Here is a 16088-nt window from a genome sequence, read left to right on the forward strand (position 1 = left end):
TCAGACTCCCGGTTCGGCAGATTCAATCTCGATGGTTCGGTCCAGCAATCCCGACAGCAGTCCGGCCCGGACTTCACGGAGACGTGCGGCTTCAGCGACGACAGCCTCACGATGCCCCCTGAGCGCAGACAGCGCCGCGTCTACCGAAGCGATGCTGTCCGGACAGGGCATTGCTACCTGAATCGAGAACAACTGTTTGCGGTTCACCTTGGGCATCTTGGTCCGCCCGGCCATTGAAATCGCTGACTCGACTACGCGCTCTTGGAGCAGTGCCTCACGTAGCAGGGATGCAGGAATGTCAGCCTTGGGCCTGAGCGGGTAGGCGTCCGCACTGCACAGCCCTGAGAATCCCGGCACAGCAACCTTCCGCAGCGCGGGACGGATCTTCGAATAGATGACGTCGCCTTCACGGAATAGGAACTTCCCGCTGATGATCTTGTCTTCCCGAGCGGTTCGTGCGCCGACGATCTCCCCGGTGCCTTTGGCGATCGTCTCAACACCAACGTGGGTCAAGTCCGCGTATTCTTCCAACCTCGGGTCCACGAGGCGAGCGGTCAGCTCGCAGACATCAGAGAGTGGCGTCAAGGGCGCATCCTTGAGTAGCGACTCACGTGTTGCGTCATGAACCCGAGCGAGCGCTTCCACTTCCCCGAGGAGTGTGGTGATCTGGTCATCGACCGCGTCGATGACCTCTACGATTCGAGTTTGTACCTCACGGGGCGGGATCGGCAGTTGGATCTGCAAAAGCTGCTCTGGGTTGAGACGCTTGCGCCGTTGGACTGTCCCGCTCACTCGGTTTTTCATCTCTGCCCACAGTCTCGGTGAGCCACAAACGTGCCTCATCCAGTCGGGCATGAGTTCTGGACCAAGCGTGAACGTCGGGAACTCATTGCTGACGACGAATCCGTCGAACTCGGCAGGTACAACGGTGATTGGCCCTTCCCACGCAGTCAGTTTTCGCATCACGACCTGGTCGGCGCGTAGCACGTTCATTGCTGCGTACTCTGTATCTCCACCGTCGAGTTCTCCCTTAGCGACAACCCCCTTCCCTGCATTCAGGACACCGGCTAGACGGTAGGTGGTTGCAGGCTTCATCGGTGTGCGCTGGATGTCGAGGCGCATCACTTCCCCGAGCGGACGAAGCGGATAGCGGTCACTCGCCGAAGCCGTCGGTGCCTGTGGCGGAGAAATTACCTTGCGACGCACGGGAGACTCCAGACCACCGAGGCTGATCTGCTGCCAGTCACTCATCGAAGCCCTCGATCCCAGCGGCAGAAAGGACCGCGAGCATGTGCTGCTCAGCCTTTTGACGCTCAGCCCGGGCGATGTTGTAGGCGTCGATGAGAGTGCCGAGGTCTTCCTGCTCAGCGGCGGCCTGCTTGATGTAGCGGCCGATGTTGAGGTCGTAGCCGTTCGCCATGATCTCTGTGGTGGGGACGAACCGTGTCGAGAGGTTAGCCTCTCCGCTACCGTCAGAGCGCGAGTGGTAGGCGGTCACGACGTTTGCGATGTCTACGTCGGTGAGAACGTTGCGGTTCTTGGCTTTGGTGAACCGCGCGGAGGCGTCGATGAACAGCACGCCGTCCTTCCGCTCCGGGGCCTTGGTACCGGGGGCGCGGAATACCAGGATGCAGGTTGGAATCGTCGTGCTGTAAAAGAGGTTCGCGGGCAGCCCGATCACGGCTTCCAAGAGATCGTGGTCCAGGACGCGCTGGCGGATGGCTGCTTCCTGGCCGCCTCGGAAGAGGACACCGTGCGGCAGCACAACACCGGCGCGGCCCTTCTGCGGGTTCATGCTGGCGATCATGTGCTGCACGAATGCCCAGTCCGCTGACGACTGCGGGGCGACCCCGCCAATGGCGCGCGGGTCATTGGACCAGGGCTTCCATTTCAGACTGTAGGGCGGATTGGCGACGATCATGTCGAATTGCTTCACGGACCCGTCAGGCTTCTTGAAGCGCGGGTCCCTCAGGGTGTCGCCGACCTCGACCTTGAACTCGGTCAGGTTGTGCATGAAGAGGTTCATACGAGCCACACCCGCAGTGTCTGTTACCGCCTCTTGGCCGTTCAGGCTGAGTGTGTATCCCCGCCCGCCGTGGGCCTTCAGGAGGTTCGCGGCGGCGATGAGCATGCCGCCTGACCCGCAGGTCGGGTCGTACACCGACTCGTGGTTTTTGGGGTCCAGTAGTTCGATGATCAGCTCGACGACCTCGCGCGGCGTGAAGAACTGGCCAGCACGGGTACCGGACCCGTCCGAGAACCGCTTGAGTAGGTACTCGTACGCCCCACCGAGCACGTCGTGGGACATGTTGCCCTCGTGCATCTTGGGGACACGGTTCATCGTCCGCATGACCGACGCCAGTACCTCCCCCGGCAGCACCGCTTCCGAGGTCCAGGCCATGGACCCAAACAGACGAGAGAACTTGTCAGGGTTGGCTGACTCGATGGCCTGGAGGGAAGCGCGCACCCGTTGGCCGAGGCCGTGCTGGGCCACGGTAGCGAGGATGGATGACCAAGAGGCACGGCTCTCGGCGACAGTGCCAGGGAAGATGAGGGGGATCTTGAACGTCTGGTAGTTGCTGTACTCGACCTCGTCGGCCTCTTCGGCTGAGAGGCCAAGGCCCTCGTTCTCTTTGAGGAAGATCTGGTGAGTGTGGTCCCAGGTATCCGACAGGTACTTCCAGAACATCAGAGGGAAGACGACCGAGGAGTACTGCGCTTCGGGCATCGCCACGCGCAGTTCATCGGCGGCGTCCCACAACCGGTTCTCGATCTCCTGCTGGGTCACTGCCATCAGTTGGGGGTGTCCTTGCTCGTATCCGGGTGGTGGGTCTCGGAGCCGTGGAGTTGCCACGGGGCATCCTATTTTGGCCCCCGAGCGTGAGGCCGTGGTCGATCTTTGGGCTGGCGGTTTCGAGGAGTCGACGTGAAGCCCGTCTGGCCCGCAGGTTGTCTCGGAGCCGCATGCTCTGGTCGCCCGCGAGGGTTGCAGTTTCGGTGCGGTCGACGATCGTGTCTCCGGTGACCGACGTGGCCATACTGGGGAGAGCGGCCGAAGCCTGTCCGTGGGGATGCACGGCCGTTCCCCGTACGTAACTGAGACCAGAACTGAGACCACGGGACGACGAAGCCCCCGACCGCTCGGCGGTCGGGGGCCACGTCTGCCCTGGTGGGCCGGTGCGGAGGATACGAGATTCGAACTCGTGAGGGGTTGCCCCCAACACGCTTTCCAAGCGTGCGCCCTAGGCCACTAGGCGAATCCTCCGGGAGGAACAGTACAGGGCGTGGGGGGGTGGTTGCGAACTCGATGGGGGGGTGGGGGATCGGGTAGGGTGGGCGGCAGCCCCTCACGTGGCGCTATCTCGCTGAACTCCCCCAGGGCCGGAAGGCAGCAAGGGTAGGTGGGCTCTGGCGGGTGCGTGGGGGGTCTTCGCGTGGGCCGGCGGGGATGACGGGGCCGGATGTCGGTGGGCCCGGATAACCTCGTAGGCGTGTCCCTTGCTCTGTACCGCCGCTACCGTCCCGAGTCCTTCGCCGAGGTCATCGGACAGGAGCACGTCACTGACCCGTTGCAGCAGGCGCTGCGGAACAACCGGGTCAATCACGCGTATCTGTTCAGCGGGCCGCGAGGCTGCGGGAAGACGACGAGCGCGCGGATCCTGGCGCGGTGCCTGAACTGCGAGCAGGGGCCGACGCCGACGCCGTGCGGGGTGTGCCAGTCGTGCGTGGACCTGGCGCGGGGCGGCGCGGGGTCGATCGACGTGATCGAGATCGACGCGGCGTCGCACGGCGGTGTGGACGACGCCCGTGATCTGCGGGAGAAGGCGTTCTTCAGCCCGGCCAGCAGTCGGTACAAGATCTACATCATCGACGAGGCCCACATGGTCAGCCCGCAGGGCTTCAACGCCCTGCTGAAGGTGGTCGAGGAGCCCCCGGAGCACCTGAAGTTCATCTTCGCGACCACCGAGCCGGAGAAGGTCATCGGCACGATCCGGTCGCGTACGCACCACTATCCGTTCCGGCTGGTGCCGCCCGGCACGCTGCGCGACTACCTGGCGCAGGTGTGCGAGCGCGAGGCCATCGCCGTGGAGGACGGGGTGTATCCGCTGGTCGTACGGGCCGGGGCCGGGTCGGTACGTGACTCGATGTCGGTCATGGACCAGTTGCTGGCGGGCGCGGCGGCCGACGGCGTGACGTACGCCATGGCGACCGCGCTGCTCGGCTACACGGACGCCGCGCTGCTCGACGAGGTGGTGGACGGGATCGCCGCGGGGGACGGGGCGGCGGTCTTCGAGATCGTCGACCGGGTGATCGAGGGCGGGCACGACCCGCGCCGTTTCGTCGCCGACCTGCTGGAACGGCTACGGGACCTGGTGATCATCGCGGCCGTCCCGGACGCCGTGGACAAGGGCCTCATCGACGCGCCGCGCGACGTGGTGGAGCGGATGCAGGCGCAAGCCTCCGTGCTGGGCGCCGCCGAGCTGAGCCGCGCCGCCGACCTGGTCAATACGGGGTTGACGGAGATGCGCGGCGCCACCTCGCCCCGCCTCCAACTGGAGCTGATCTGCGCCCGCGTGCTGCTGCCCGCCGCCTACGAGGACGAGCGCTCGTTGCAGGCCCGCCTGGAACGGCTGGAGCGCGGCGTCGCCGCCGGGGTCTCCGCCGGTTTCGCCCAGGGCGGCGGCCCGTCCAGCGGCACGGGTACGGGCACGGGTACGGCTGCGGGCGCGCCGCAGGCCGTCGGACCCGCCGCCGCCAGGGCCGCACTCGGCGGCGGCCGTACCTCGGGCGAGAACGGTACGGCGTACGCCCCCGCCCCGGCACCGCCCCCGCACCAGGTCCAACCGCAGGCCCAGCCCCCGGCCCCCGCCGTACCCGCGTACGTACCCTCCGAGGCACCCGGCGCCGAGGCCGCCGCGCCCGCCGCACCGCCCGTGCCGCCGCCCCCCGCCCAGACACCCCCGGCCCAGGTGCCGCCCGCCCAGGCACCCCCCGCCCAGCGCCCCGGCGCCTGGCCGTCCGCCGCCTCGCCCGGCCAGCCGCAGAACCGGACCCCGGCGCAGCCCCCGGCTCAGGCGCCCCCGCCCGCCGCGCCGCAGAACCCACCGGCGCAGGCCCAGACCCAGGCGCAGGCCCCCGCCCCGACCGCCTCGCTCGGCGACCCCAGCCGGGTGCGCCAGATGTGGCCGGACATCCTGGAGGCGGTCAAGAACCGCCGCCGCCTGACCTGGATGCTGCTGTTCAACAACGCCCAGGTGGCGGGCTTCGACGGGGAGACCCTCCAGGTCGGCTTCGACAACCCCGGCGCCCGCAACAGCTTCGCGAACAGCGGCAGCGAGGACGTACTCAAGGCCGCCATCAGCGACGCGCTCGGCGTGCAGTGGAAGATCGAGGCGATCGTGGCCCCGAACGGGGGCGGCGGCGCCGGGAGCGCGGGCGGGCAGGGCGGAGGCGGCGGTTACGGAGGCGGCGGTGGCGCGCCCCGCCCCTCGGGCCCGCCGCAGCCGTCGGCCGGTCGCCCCGGGCAGGACCGGCCCCAGGGCGCCCCGAGACCGGACTTCCAGGCCGGACCCCCTTCGTCCCAGGGCCAGGGACAGGGATACGGGCACGACCAGGGGCCGGGCCAAGGCCAGTACCAGTCCCACTCCTCGTCCCAGGCACCGTCCGCGTCCTACCAGTCCGGGCCGCCCCCCATGGACGACATGCCGCCTCCGCTGGAGGACGACGTCCCCGAGGACGACGACCCGGATCTCGTCGACTCCGCGCTCAGCGGCCACGACCTCTTCGTGCGGGAGTTGGGCGCCACGGTCATAGAGGAGATCGCGCACGACTGAGGGCGCGGCGCACAGGGCACGGCGCGGGTGCACGGCTGAACGCACGGCGCGGGGCCCGACCGCGTCCGCGGCCCAGGACTCGGCCCAGGACTCGGCCCACGACCCGACCCGTCCCCGGCCGAGTTCACCACCGGATTCGGGCACCCCACCGCTGGTGGACGCGTTGTACTCCCGTCGGGTGGTCTCCGCCCGGTTCCGATCCTCCGTACGGCGTAGGGCGCTGGGCCGTACGAACACGTAGGCTCGCCCTGTCACGAAAAAGGTGGCACCGCACCGCAGACGCCAGTCAGGAGTGAAACCGTGATTCCCGGTGGTCAGCCGAACATGCAGGCGCTGCTCCAGCAGGCCCAGAAGATGCAGCAGGACCTCGCCACGGCCCAGCAGGAGCTGGCCGAGACCGAGGTCGAGGGCTCCGCGGGCGGCGGCCTGGTCACCGCGAAGGTGACCGGCGCCGGTGAGCTGCGCGGCCTGGTCATCGACCCCAAGGCGGTCGACCCCGACGACACCGAGACGCTCGCCGATCTGGTGGTCGCCGCGGTGCACAACGCGAACGAGGCGGCGCAGGCGATCCAGCAGGCCAAGCTCGGCCCGCTCGCCCAGGGGCTGGGCGGCATGCCCGGCCTCCCGTTCTGACCCCTCCGGAAACCCCACCGGAGAACCGCGGAAACCGTGAGGAAGGCTCGTCGGCGTGTACGAAGGCGTGGTCCAGGACCTGATCGACGAACTGGGCAGGCTGCCCGGTGTGGGTCCCAAGAGCGCCCAGCGGATCGCCTTCCACATCCTTCAGGCCGATCCGGCGGACGTACGGCGCCTCGCGCACGTGCTGTCCGAGGTGAAGGCGAAGGTGCGGTTCTGCGGGGTGTGCGGCAATGTCGCGCAGGACGAGCAGTGCCGGGTCTGCCGTGACCCGCGCCGCGACCCCTCGGTGATCTGTGTGGTCGAGGAGCCGAAGGACGTGGTGGCGGTCGAGCGGACCCGCGAGTTCCGCGGGAAGTACCACGTGCTCGGCGGCGCGATCAGCCCGATCGAGGGCGTCGGCCCCGACGACCTGCGGATAAGGGAGCTGCTGAGCCGTCTCGCGGACGGCACCGTCACCGAGCTGATCCTCGCGACGGACCCGAATCTGGAGGGCGAGGCGACAGCGACGTACCTGGCCCGGATGGTGAAGCCCATGGGACTGCGGGTCACGCGACTGGCCAGCGGCCTCCCCGTGGGCGGTGACTTGGAGTACGCGGACGAGGTCACGCTGGGGCGGGCCTTCGAAGGGAGGCGGTTGCTGGATGTCTGAGACCGTGACGAAGAAGCAGGACCAGGACCAGGGCCAGAAGCAGGCTCAGGCGCAGGGCCAGAAGCAGGCTCAGGCGCAGGGCCAGAGGCAGGACCGGAAGCAGAAGCAGGACCAGATGCGGGGTCGGGCACAGGACGTGGCGGGCACGGAGCAGGAACCGGACGAGTTCGCCGTACAGATCGCGGACCAGATCGAGAGCTTCATCCTCTCGGTCCGCGAGGTCGCCAAGGGCGACGATCCGGACAGCGCGGTCCCGTACCTGCTGCTGGAGGTCTCGCAGCTCCTGCTGGCCGGCGGCCGGCTCGGCGCGCACGAGGACATCGTCCCGGACGAGCGGTACGAGCCGGACGTCGGTCCCGAGCCGGACGAGGACGACCTGCGGCAGCGGCTCGCGGCGCTCCTCGAACCGATCGACGTCTACTCCGAGGTCTTCGACCCGTACGTGCCGCGGTCGACGCCGGTGGCCTGCCGTATCTCCGACGACATGGCCGATGTCGTGGCCGATCTCACACACGGCCTCGCGCACTTCAGGGCCGGGAGGATCTCCGAGGCGCTGTGGTGGTGGCAGTTCTCGTACCTGTCCAACTGGGGCTCCACGGCCAGTGCCAGCCTGCGCGCGCTCCAGTCGCTCGTGGCCCACGTACGGCTGGACAGCCCGCTGGACGAGCTGGACGGCCTGGACACCGGCGGCGACGGGGACGACGAGGAGGAGCTGGCCGAGGAGGCGGGCAAGGTCATGGAGGCCGAGCTGGGGACGCTGGGGCTGCGCCCGGCGACGTAGGACGCCCCCGCGCCTCCGGCCGTAAAACTTGCGGCTGATCACGCCTCGGGCGACGTATCTCACCATGCGATACGTGCGGGGCGGATCGTGCCTGCTCGTTAAACTGGGCCGACCGCAACAACCCCTGGAAATCCCCCGGCACCCCCTGGGAATCCCTGAGCGAGGAGCGCACGTGGGCCTTGTCGTGCAGAAGTACGGCGGCTCCTCCGTCGCCGATGCCGAAGGCATCAAGCGCGTCGCCCGACGGATCGTCGACACCAAGAAGGCGGGCCACCAAGTGGTCGTCGTGGTGTCCGCGATGGGCGACACGACGGACGAGCTGATCGATCTCGCGGAGCAGGTGTCACCGATTCCCGCGGGGCGCGAGTTCGACATGCTGCTGACCGCCGGTGAGCGCATCTCGATGGCGCTGCTGGCGATGGCGATCAAGAACCTCGGGCACGAGGCGCAGTCGTTCACCGGCAGCCAGGCCGGGGTGATCACCGACTCGGTGCACAACAAGGCGCGGATCATCGACGTCACGCCCGGCCGTATCCGTACGGCGCTGGACGAGGGCAACATCGCGATCGTCGCCGGATTCCAGGGCGTCTCGCAGGACAAGAAGGACATCACCACGCTCGGGCGCGGCGGCTCGGACACCACCGCGGTGGCGCTGGCGGCGGCGCTGGACGCCGAGGTGTGCGAGATCTACACGGACGTCGACGGCGTCTTCACGGCCGACCCGCGGGTGGTCAAGAAGGCCCGCAAGATGGACTGGATCGCCTTCGAGGACATGCTGGAGCTGGCCAGTTCCGGCTCCAAGGTGCTGCTGCACCGGTGTGTGGAGTACGCGCGCCGCTACAACATCCCGATCCACGTACGGTCGTCGTTCTCCGGGCTGCCCGGCACCTGGGTGAGCAGCGAACGGCCCGCGAACCTTCCGCGACCGCAGCAAGCGCGTGCCGCGTACGAGTCAGCACAGGGAGACAGTCCGATGGAGCAGGCGATCATCTCCGGCGTCTCGCACGACACGTCCGAGGCCAAGATCACGGTGGTCGGCGTGCCGGACAAGCCGGGCGAGGCGGCGACGATCTTCCGGGCCATCGCGGACGCCGAGATCAACATCGACATGATCGTCCAGAACGTGTCGGCCGCGGCCACCGCGCTCACCGACATCTCCTTCACGCTCCCCAAGGCCGAGGGCCAGAAGGCGATGGCGGCGCTGACCAAGGCGCAGACGGTCATCGCCTTCGACTCGCTGCGCTACGACGACCAGATCGGCAAGATCTCGCTGGTCGGCGCGGGCATGAAGACCAACCCCGGTGTCACGGCGACCTTCTTCGAGGCGCTGTCCAACGCGGGCGTCAACATCGAGCTGATCTCGACATCCGAGATCCGTATCTCGGTGGTGACCCGGGTCGACGACGTGAAGCCCGCCGTGCAGGCCGTGCACTCGGCGTTCGGCCTGGACAGCGACAGCGACGAAGCGGTCGTCTACGGAGGGACCGGGCGATGAGCGCCGCGCCGCGACCGTCGCTCGCCGTGGTGGGGGCGACGGGAGCGGTCGGCACGGTGGTGCGCGAACTCCTCAGCACGCGCCAGGACGTGTGGGGGGAGATCCGGCTGGTCGCGTCCGCGCGCTCGGCCGGGCGGCTGCTGCCGGTGCGCGGCACCGAGGCGGAGGTCGTCGCGCTCGACGAGGCGGCCTTCGACGGGATCGATGTCGCGCTCTTCGACGTGCCCGACGAGGTGGCCGCGCGGTGGGCGCCGATCGCGGCGGCCAAGGGCGTGGTCGTGGTGGACAATTCGGGCGCCTTCCGGATGGACGACGAGGTGCCGCTGGTGGTGCCCGAGGTCAACGCGCACGCGGTACGGATGCGCCCGCGCGGCATCGTCGCCAATCCCAACTGCACGACGCTGTCGATGATCGTGGCGGTCGGCGCGCTGCACGCCGAGTTCGGGCTGACCGAGCTGATCGTCTCGTCGTACCAGGCGGCCTCGGGCGCCGGGCAGGCCGGGATCGCGGCGCTGCGCGACCAGATGACGAAGGTCGCGGGGACGGACGCGGGCACGCAGGCGGGCGATCTGCGCCGCACGGTGGGCGACTTCGGGCCGTTCGCGGCGCCGCTGGCGCTCAATGTGGTGCCGTGGGCGGGCTCGCTCGCGGGCGACGACGGCTGGTCGTCGGAGGAGATGAAGGTACGCAACGAGTCGCGCAAGATCCTCGGGCTGCCCCGTCTGCGGGCCACGGCGACCTGCGTACGGGTCCCGGTGATCACGACCCACTCGCTGTCGGTGCACGCGCGCTTCGAGAACGAGGTGACGGTCGCGCGGGCGCACGAGATCCTGCGGAACGCGCCGGGTGTCGTGGTCTCCGACGACCCGGGGCAGGGTGAGTTCCCGACGCCCGCGGACGCGGTCGGCACCGATCCCACGTGGGTGGGGCGCGTACGGCGCTCGCTCGACGACCCGTGCGCCCTCGAACTGTTCGTCTGCGGCGACAATCTGCGCAAGGGCGCGGCGCTGAACGCCGTCCAGATCGCCGAGGTGGTGGCGGCGGACATCGCCGTCTGAGGCCGCTCGGGCGCGTCCTCGGCAATGTGCCCGGGGACGAAGTTGCTGGTCTGGACCACTTGAACTCACGTACCCGAACGTTGGAGACTTTGCATTCCCCCGCGGGAACCGACTCGCTCGGGGGAGCGTCTTTGTGTCAGCGCACTGCCCTATGGTCTGGTCCCTAAGGTGCTGCACACCGAGCGTGGTCCGGGGGGAAGCGTCGGTGCAAACAGGGCGTTGAGGAAGAGCTGGTACGCATGGGGATATTTGACGCTCCGTCGAGCGGCGTGTCTTGCGCGTACAACCCTGAGGGGGGGATGCGTGTCCAACAGTCGTGGCGGAGGCACTGGGTATCGAGACGGCATTCGGACGGCACGGGACGATCACGCCGCCCCGGCTGCCGCGTCCACGCACGTCGGCGTCCGGTGCGCTCTCCGGTGGCATCCCGGTGATCGCGCCCTGGCCGGTCGTGCGGGTCACGGCCGCGGAAGGCGAGGACTCTGACTCGGCGATGGCAGTAGGCACCACGGTCGACCACCTCACCGAGACCTACCGCGCGCACTACCGTTCACTGCTCGGCCTCGCCGCGCTGCTGCTGGACGACACGGCCTCCTGCGAGGACGTGGTCCAGGAGGCGTTCATCCGGGTGCACTCCGCCCGCAGCCGGGTCCGCGAGCCGGAGAAGACCCTGGCCTATCTGCGCCAGACGGTCGTCAACCTCTCCCGCTCCGCCCTGCGCCGCCGCATCCTGGGCCTGAAGCTGCTCTCCAAGCCGATGCCCGACATGGCGAGCGCGGAGGAGGGCGCGTACGAGATCCTGGAGCGCGACCAGCTCAAGGCCGCGATGCGTACGCTTCAGCGCAGGCAGCGCGAGGTGCTGGTGCTGCGATACTTCGCCGACATGACCGAGGCGCAGGTCGCCGAGACCCTGGGTATCTCCCTGGGCTCGGTGAAGGCGTACGGTTCGCGAGGCATCGCGGCGCTGCGCGTCGCGATGGAGGCGACGGCATGACCACCCCCGACGACGCGCACGGTATGGAAGACCAGAACAAGAACCAGGATCAGGACCAGGGCAAGGGCGCGGACCACGGCGAGGGCCGGGGCCGCGACCTGGGCTTCGGCTCCCCCGACGCCGCTGACGCCTCGGGCTCGGACGGCGCTTCCGCCTCGGGCTCCGGCTCCGACCGCACTTCCGCCTCGGGCTCCGACAGTGCGTCCGGCTACGGCTCCGGTACCGACGGCCTCTTCGGCCTCGACGGCGGCTTCGACTTCGCCAGTCTCGAACTCGACCTCGACAGTGCCGACGGCGTCGAGCACACCCCGGAGGAGGCGGCGCTGCGGGCGCTGCTGCACAACGCCGTCCAGGGCATAGAGGCGTCCCCCGAGGCGCTCGACCACCTGCGGCGCGCGGTCCCGGCCCGCAGGCAGCACCGTCGGCAGGCGCTGGCCGGTGCCGCCGCGGCCGTGGTCCTGGCCGGCATGGCGGTGCCCGCGCTGATCCACGCCGCCGACACCTCCAGCAGCACCAACGCCCTCCCGGCGAACGTCTCCAGCACCCACGCCTCCGCCCCCGGCCAGGACGGCCACACCAACTACTGGGCGGGCGGCCCCTCCTCGGGCCAGGCGGCCACCGGCACCGGCGGCGCGGGCACCTCGACGAAGAGCCCCACCGACGATCCGCCGCCCGCCACCACCACCCCCTCGGACTCGGCGGCGGTCTCCGCGCCCGACTGCTCCAGCGTCCAGCTCGGCCAGGGCACCAGCTCCGCCGACTCCCCGGACTCCTCCGGCCGCGTCTACGGCTGGTTCCGCGTCGCCAACGTCTCCGGCGTCCCCTGTACGGTCCCCGGCAGCGGGCAGGTGCAGGTCCTCGCCGAGGGCTCGGCCGACCCCTCCCGTATCCAGGTCGTCGGCCACACCCCGGGCGACCCGGCGAGCAGGCTGCCCTCCGGCGTCGACGGACCCGTGGTGCTCGCACCGGGCGACACCTACGAGGTGCAGTTCGCGTGGATCCCCGCGGGCAACGGCACCGGCGGTTGCCCCACGACGCCCACCACGCCGCCGACCACCCCGACGCCCACGCCGACGTCGAGCGACCCCGCGAGCACCGGCGGCCCCACCGGCTCCGACCCGGGCACCGGCACGGGCAGTGGCAGCGGCAGCAACGGCGCCTCCACCCAGCTGGGCAGCGGTGACCCGCCGACCAGCCCGCCCCCCGGCAGCGTCGCCCTCAACCACACCCCGGCCGCGGGCGCCCCCGTCGTCGACGGCCCCGTCATCCAGAACGCCTGCGCGGGCACCCTCTACACGACGGCCGCGCTCCCCGGCACCACCAGCGGCAACACCACCCCCGGTACGGGGACGAGCGGCGGCACCGGAACCGACTCGGGAGCGACCGGCTCCGGCTCGTAGGGCCTTCGGGCACTGCGGGTATTGCGGGTACTGCGGCGACTTCGGGGAACTCTCCCTGACCCCCTCCCCGCACCTCGCGGGACCAGGACCGGCGCTCCTGGTCACCGGGGGCCGAGCCCTGCGCCTGGCCGCGCGCCCTGCGTCGGCTCCGGGCCGGTGCGGGTCCCCGGTTGCGGGGCCGCGAACAGCCCCCCGTACCGTTGTGGTGTGTACCGGTTCCTGCTCACCCCGCGCTGGCTGGCGGTCAGCGTGCTGTCGCTGCTCGCCGTGCCGTTCTGCGTCTTCATGGGCAGTTGGCAGTTGAGCCGGTTCGAGCTGCGGGTCGACTCCCACAAGAGCGCCGAGCACGCCCAGGGCAAGGCCGTCGCCGAGGCGGCGGTGCCGTTGGCGACACTGCTGCCGCAGCCGCGCACCCAGGTGCCCGACGGCGCCTCGGGTCGTTCGGTCAGCGCGACCGGCCGCTACGACTCCTCCCATCAGCTCCTGGTCCCGGGCCGCACCCTCGACGGCCACGACGGCTACTACGTACTGACCCCCCTGCGGGTCGGCGCGGACGGCGCCGCCCTGCCCGTCGTCCGCGGCTGGCTGCCGGGCGACGCCTCCGCCGCCGCGCGTACCGGTGCCGTACCGGCCGCGCCGACCGGCGAGGTCACTGTGACCGGCGCGCTCCAGTACCCGGAGAGCACCGGCACCGACGGCGTGCAGTCCAACGGCGCGCTGCCCTCCGGACAGCTCGGCATGATCAGCGCCGCCTCGCTGGTCAATGTGCTGCCGTACCCCGTCTACAGCGGCTGGATCACCGCGAGCGACCCCGCCGCGCCGCTGAAGGCGGTGCCCCCGGCGGCGGCCCCCAACAGCGGCCTGGACATCAAGGCGTTCCAGAACCTCGGCTACACCGGTGAGTGGTTCGTCTTCGCCGGCTTCGTCGTCTTCATGTGGTTCCGACTGGCCCGCCGCGAGGCCGAGACACGCGCCGACGCCGCGCTGGGTCTCGTTCCCGACGACGGTGACGACGAGCCGGGGTCCGGGCCGAAGGCGGAATCAGGGCCGGACGCCTCCGGCGCGGGCCGGGCAGACGCTGTGGCCAGCGCGTCTGCGTCCGCCGACGCCTAGGGCCGGACGCCTCCGGCGCGGACCGGGCGGACGCTGTGGTCAGCGCGTCTGTGTCCGCCGACGCCTGGAGCCGTACGCCGAGGCGCACCCTGGCCGCACGTCCAGCCGTGCGCTGGCCCGGCTGACTGTCCGGACGCCTTTCGTACGCCGAGGCGCACGTCCAGCTGTCCGGCCGTACGCGCATCCGCCCGCCCGGCCGCTTGGCCGGAGGCCCGGGGCTGGCCCGGGGGCGGACCCGCGCTGGTCCAACCCCGGTCGGCCACCGGCCCCCTACCGCCCCACCGCCTACCCGCCCGCGTGCTTCAGCGCGAAGGCCAGTTCCAGACGGACCTGTTTGATCCGCTCCTCCACGACCAGCGAACCGTGCCCCGCGTCGTACCGGTACACCTCGTGCGGCTTGTCCAGCTCCCGCAGCCGCTCGACGTAGTTGTCGATCTGGCGTATCGGGCAGCGCGGGTCGTTCATGCCCGCGCTGATGTAGACGGGGGCGGCGACCCGCTCGACGTAGGTGAGCGGGGAGGACGCCTCGAAGCGGGCGGGGACCTCCTCGGGGGAGCCGCCGAAGAAGGTGCGGTCCAGCGACTTGAGGGCCTCCATCTCGTCGGCGTACGCGGCCACGTAGTCGGCGACCGGGACCGCCGCTATGCCCACCGTCCACGCCTCCGGCTGGGTGCCGAGGCCCAGCAGGGTCAGATAGCCGCCCCAGGAGCCGCCGGACAGGACCAGCCGCCGCGGGTCGGCGAGGCCCGAGGACACGGCCCACTCGCGGACCGCCGCGATGTCCTCCAGCTCGATCAGGCCGACGCGGTGCTTGAGCGCGTCCGTCCACTCCCGGCCGTAGCCGGTCGAACCGCGGTAGTTGACCCGGACCACCGCGAAGCCGTGGTCGACCCAGGCCGCGGGACCCGCCGCGAAGGAGTCCGAGTCGTGCCAGGTGGGACCGCCGTGGATCTCGAACACGGTCGGGAACGGCCCCTCGCCGACCGGCTTCTGGACCAGCGCGTGGATCCGGCCGCCGGGACCCTCCACCCACGCGTCCTCCACCGGCACCGACTCCGGCGCCCGCAGCCCCGGCGCCTCCAGCACGACGGCGCCGGTCGTGGACCGCACCGCGGGCGGGCGCTGCGCCGACGACCACAGGTACTCCACCGTCCCGTCGGGCCGGGCGGTGGCGCCGCTGACCGAACCCGGCGGGGTGTCGAGCCGCGCCAGGGTGCCGGCCGCCAGGTCGTACCGGAACATCTCGCCGCGCGCCTGGTAGTCGTGGACGACCAGCAGCGCCGAGCCGTCCGGATACCACTCGGCGTGCACGTCGCCGGGCAGGTCTATGGCCAGCCGCGTCTCCACGCCGGTCGCGGTGTCCCAGATCATCGGCAGCCAGCGGCCGGACCGCTGGTGTCCGACCAGGAGGCGGGTGTCGCCGACGACGGGGGCGAATCCCAGGCAGTCCAGGCCCAGCTCGGCCCGGCCGCCGTCGGTGTCGTCCAGCTCCGCGACCGTCGAGCCGTCCGCGACCGACAGCACCCGCAGCGCGCTGTGCATCGCGTCGCCGTGCTCGGTGTGCTCGATCACGACCAGCGTGCCGTCCTCCGAGAGGTCGCCGACGCTCGCCGACTCCGCGTGCCGGTAGACCTCGACCGGCTCGCTGTCCGGCCGCACCACGTACACCGACGTGCCCTCGTCGTCGGTGGACCGCCCGACCACGGCCAGGCCGCCGGGGCCCAGCGCGAGACCGGCCGGGTAGGACGCCTCCAGACCGGGCGCCGCCGGTACGTCCTCACCGCCCGCGAAGGGCTGCCGCATCCATATCCCGAACTCGTCCCCGTCCGTGTCCGAGAACCACCACACCCACGCGCCGTCCCGGCTCAGCGTGCCGTCCGTCGTTCCGTTCGGCCGGTCGGTGACCTGCCGTCGCCCGCCCGTCGTCCGGTCCCAGGCGTACAGCTCGTACGTCCCCGTCACGTTCGACACGAACAGGCTGCGGTCCGGGGCGTCCTCGGCCCACTCGGGCAGCCCGACCCGCGGCGCCCGAAAGCGCTTCTCCCACTCCGGCATGGACCCCGCCGGGGATCCGGTGACCTCGTTCATGCCCCCATGATGCTCCGCCCCGACCACATTCGGGCAC

Annotated in this window: 12 protein-coding genes, 1 tRNA gene and 1 other RNA gene; 10 read left to right on the forward strand and 4 right to left on the reverse strand. The window is 70.5% G+C overall.

Annotated features, from left to right (window positions below):
* The 3 genes from ACFY9V_RS04030 to ACFY9V_RS04040 all read right to left on the reverse strand — a co-directional run bounded on the left by ACFY9V_RS04030 (nucleotide 1) and on the right by ACFY9V_RS04040 (nucleotide 3265).
* Nucleotides 1-1251, reverse strand: a complete 1251-nt coding sequence (locus ACFY9V_RS04030; RefSeq protein WP_391159278.1) for a restriction endonuclease subunit S — start codon at nucleotides 1249-1251, stop codon at nucleotides 1-3.
* Entirely contained in the window at nucleotides 1244-2794 is a 1551-nt protein-coding gene (locus ACFY9V_RS04035) for an N-6 DNA methylase (RefSeq protein ID WP_391159281.1), read from the reverse strand. The genes ACFY9V_RS04030 and ACFY9V_RS04035 overlap by 8 nt, the downstream gene beginning before the upstream one ends.
* 386 nt (nucleotides 2795-3180) lie before the next feature.
* Nucleotides 3181-3265: transfer RNA gene (locus ACFY9V_RS04040), tRNA-Ser, on the reverse strand.
* Nucleotides 3266-3341: 76 nt separating this feature from the next.
* Between ACFY9V_RS04040 and ffs the strand changes: the two genes are divergently transcribed.
* The 10 genes from ffs (at nucleotide 3342) to ACFY9V_RS04090 (ending at nucleotide 13963) form a co-directional block, all read left to right on the forward strand.
* An RNA gene (gene ffs, locus ACFY9V_RS04045) (signal recognition particle sRNA small type) lies at nucleotides 3342-3432 on the forward strand.
* Nucleotides 3433-3461: 29 nt separating this feature from the next.
* Complete coding sequence (locus ACFY9V_RS04050) at nucleotides 3462-5834, forward strand: DNA polymerase III subunit gamma and tau (protein WP_391159284.1); 2373 nt, start codon at nucleotides 3462-3464, stop codon at nucleotides 5832-5834.
* A gap of 300 nt (nucleotides 5835-6134) precedes the next feature.
* The gene (locus ACFY9V_RS04055; protein ID WP_391042507.1) at nucleotides 6135-6467 is read left to right on the forward strand and encodes a YbaB/EbfC family nucleoid-associated protein; all 333 of its coding nucleotides are present in this window, start codon (nucleotides 6135-6137) and stop codon (nucleotides 6465-6467) included.
* Between the two features lie 55 nt (nucleotides 6468-6522).
* Nucleotides 6523-7122 (forward strand): recombination mediator RecR, encoded by a 600-nt coding sequence (recR, locus tag ACFY9V_RS04060; RefSeq protein ID WP_355335946.1) that lies wholly within the window; start codon nucleotides 6523-6525, stop codon nucleotides 7120-7122.
* 115 nt (nucleotides 7123-7237) lie between these two features.
* Nucleotides 7238-7903: a DUF5063 domain-containing protein gene (locus tag ACFY9V_RS04065; RefSeq protein WP_355336422.1), complete on the forward strand. Its 666-nt coding sequence runs from the start codon at nucleotides 7238-7240 to the stop codon at nucleotides 7901-7903.
* 172 nt (nucleotides 7904-8075) lie between these two features.
* The gene (locus ACFY9V_RS04070; protein WP_355335948.1) at nucleotides 8076-9398 is read left to right on the forward strand and encodes an aspartate kinase; all 1323 of its coding nucleotides are present in this window, start codon (nucleotides 8076-8078) and stop codon (nucleotides 9396-9398) included.
* Nucleotides 9395-10456 carry an aspartate-semialdehyde dehydrogenase gene (locus ACFY9V_RS04075; protein WP_355335950.1) on the forward strand — a complete coding sequence of 354 codons (1062 nt, stop codon included), beginning with the start codon at nucleotides 9395-9397 and terminating at the stop codon, nucleotides 10454-10456. Before ACFY9V_RS04070 ends, ACFY9V_RS04075 begins: the two co-directional genes overlap by 4 nt.
* Nucleotides 10457-10820: 364 nt before the next feature.
* Nucleotides 10821-11450: a SigE family RNA polymerase sigma factor gene (locus ACFY9V_RS04080; protein ID WP_355336423.1), complete on the forward strand. Its 630-nt coding sequence runs from the start codon at nucleotides 10821-10823 to the stop codon at nucleotides 11448-11450.
* Complete coding sequence (locus ACFY9V_RS04085) at nucleotides 11447-12850, forward strand: hypothetical protein (RefSeq protein ID WP_391159286.1); 1404 nt, start codon at nucleotides 11447-11449, stop codon at nucleotides 12848-12850. The genes ACFY9V_RS04080 and ACFY9V_RS04085 overlap by 4 nt, the downstream gene beginning before the upstream one ends.
* Before the next feature lie 207 nt (nucleotides 12851-13057).
* Nucleotides 13058-13963 (forward strand): SURF1 family cytochrome oxidase biogenesis protein, encoded by a 906-nt coding sequence (locus tag ACFY9V_RS04090; protein WP_391159287.1) that lies wholly within the window; start codon nucleotides 13058-13060, stop codon nucleotides 13961-13963.
* Nucleotides 13964-14248: 285 nt separating this feature from the next.
* On the opposite strand, the gene ACFY9V_RS04095 is transcribed toward ACFY9V_RS04090, so the two are convergent.
* Complete coding sequence (locus ACFY9V_RS04095; protein ID WP_391159290.1) at nucleotides 14249-16051, reverse strand: prolyl oligopeptidase family serine peptidase; 1803 nt, start codon at nucleotides 16049-16051, stop codon at nucleotides 14249-14251.
* Nucleotides 16052-16088 lie beyond the last annotated feature (37 nt).

The organism is Streptomyces sp. NPDC008317 (assembly GCF_042955955.1).
Classification (GTDB): Bacteria; Actinomycetota; Actinomycetes; order Streptomycetales; family Streptomycetaceae; genus Actinacidiphila.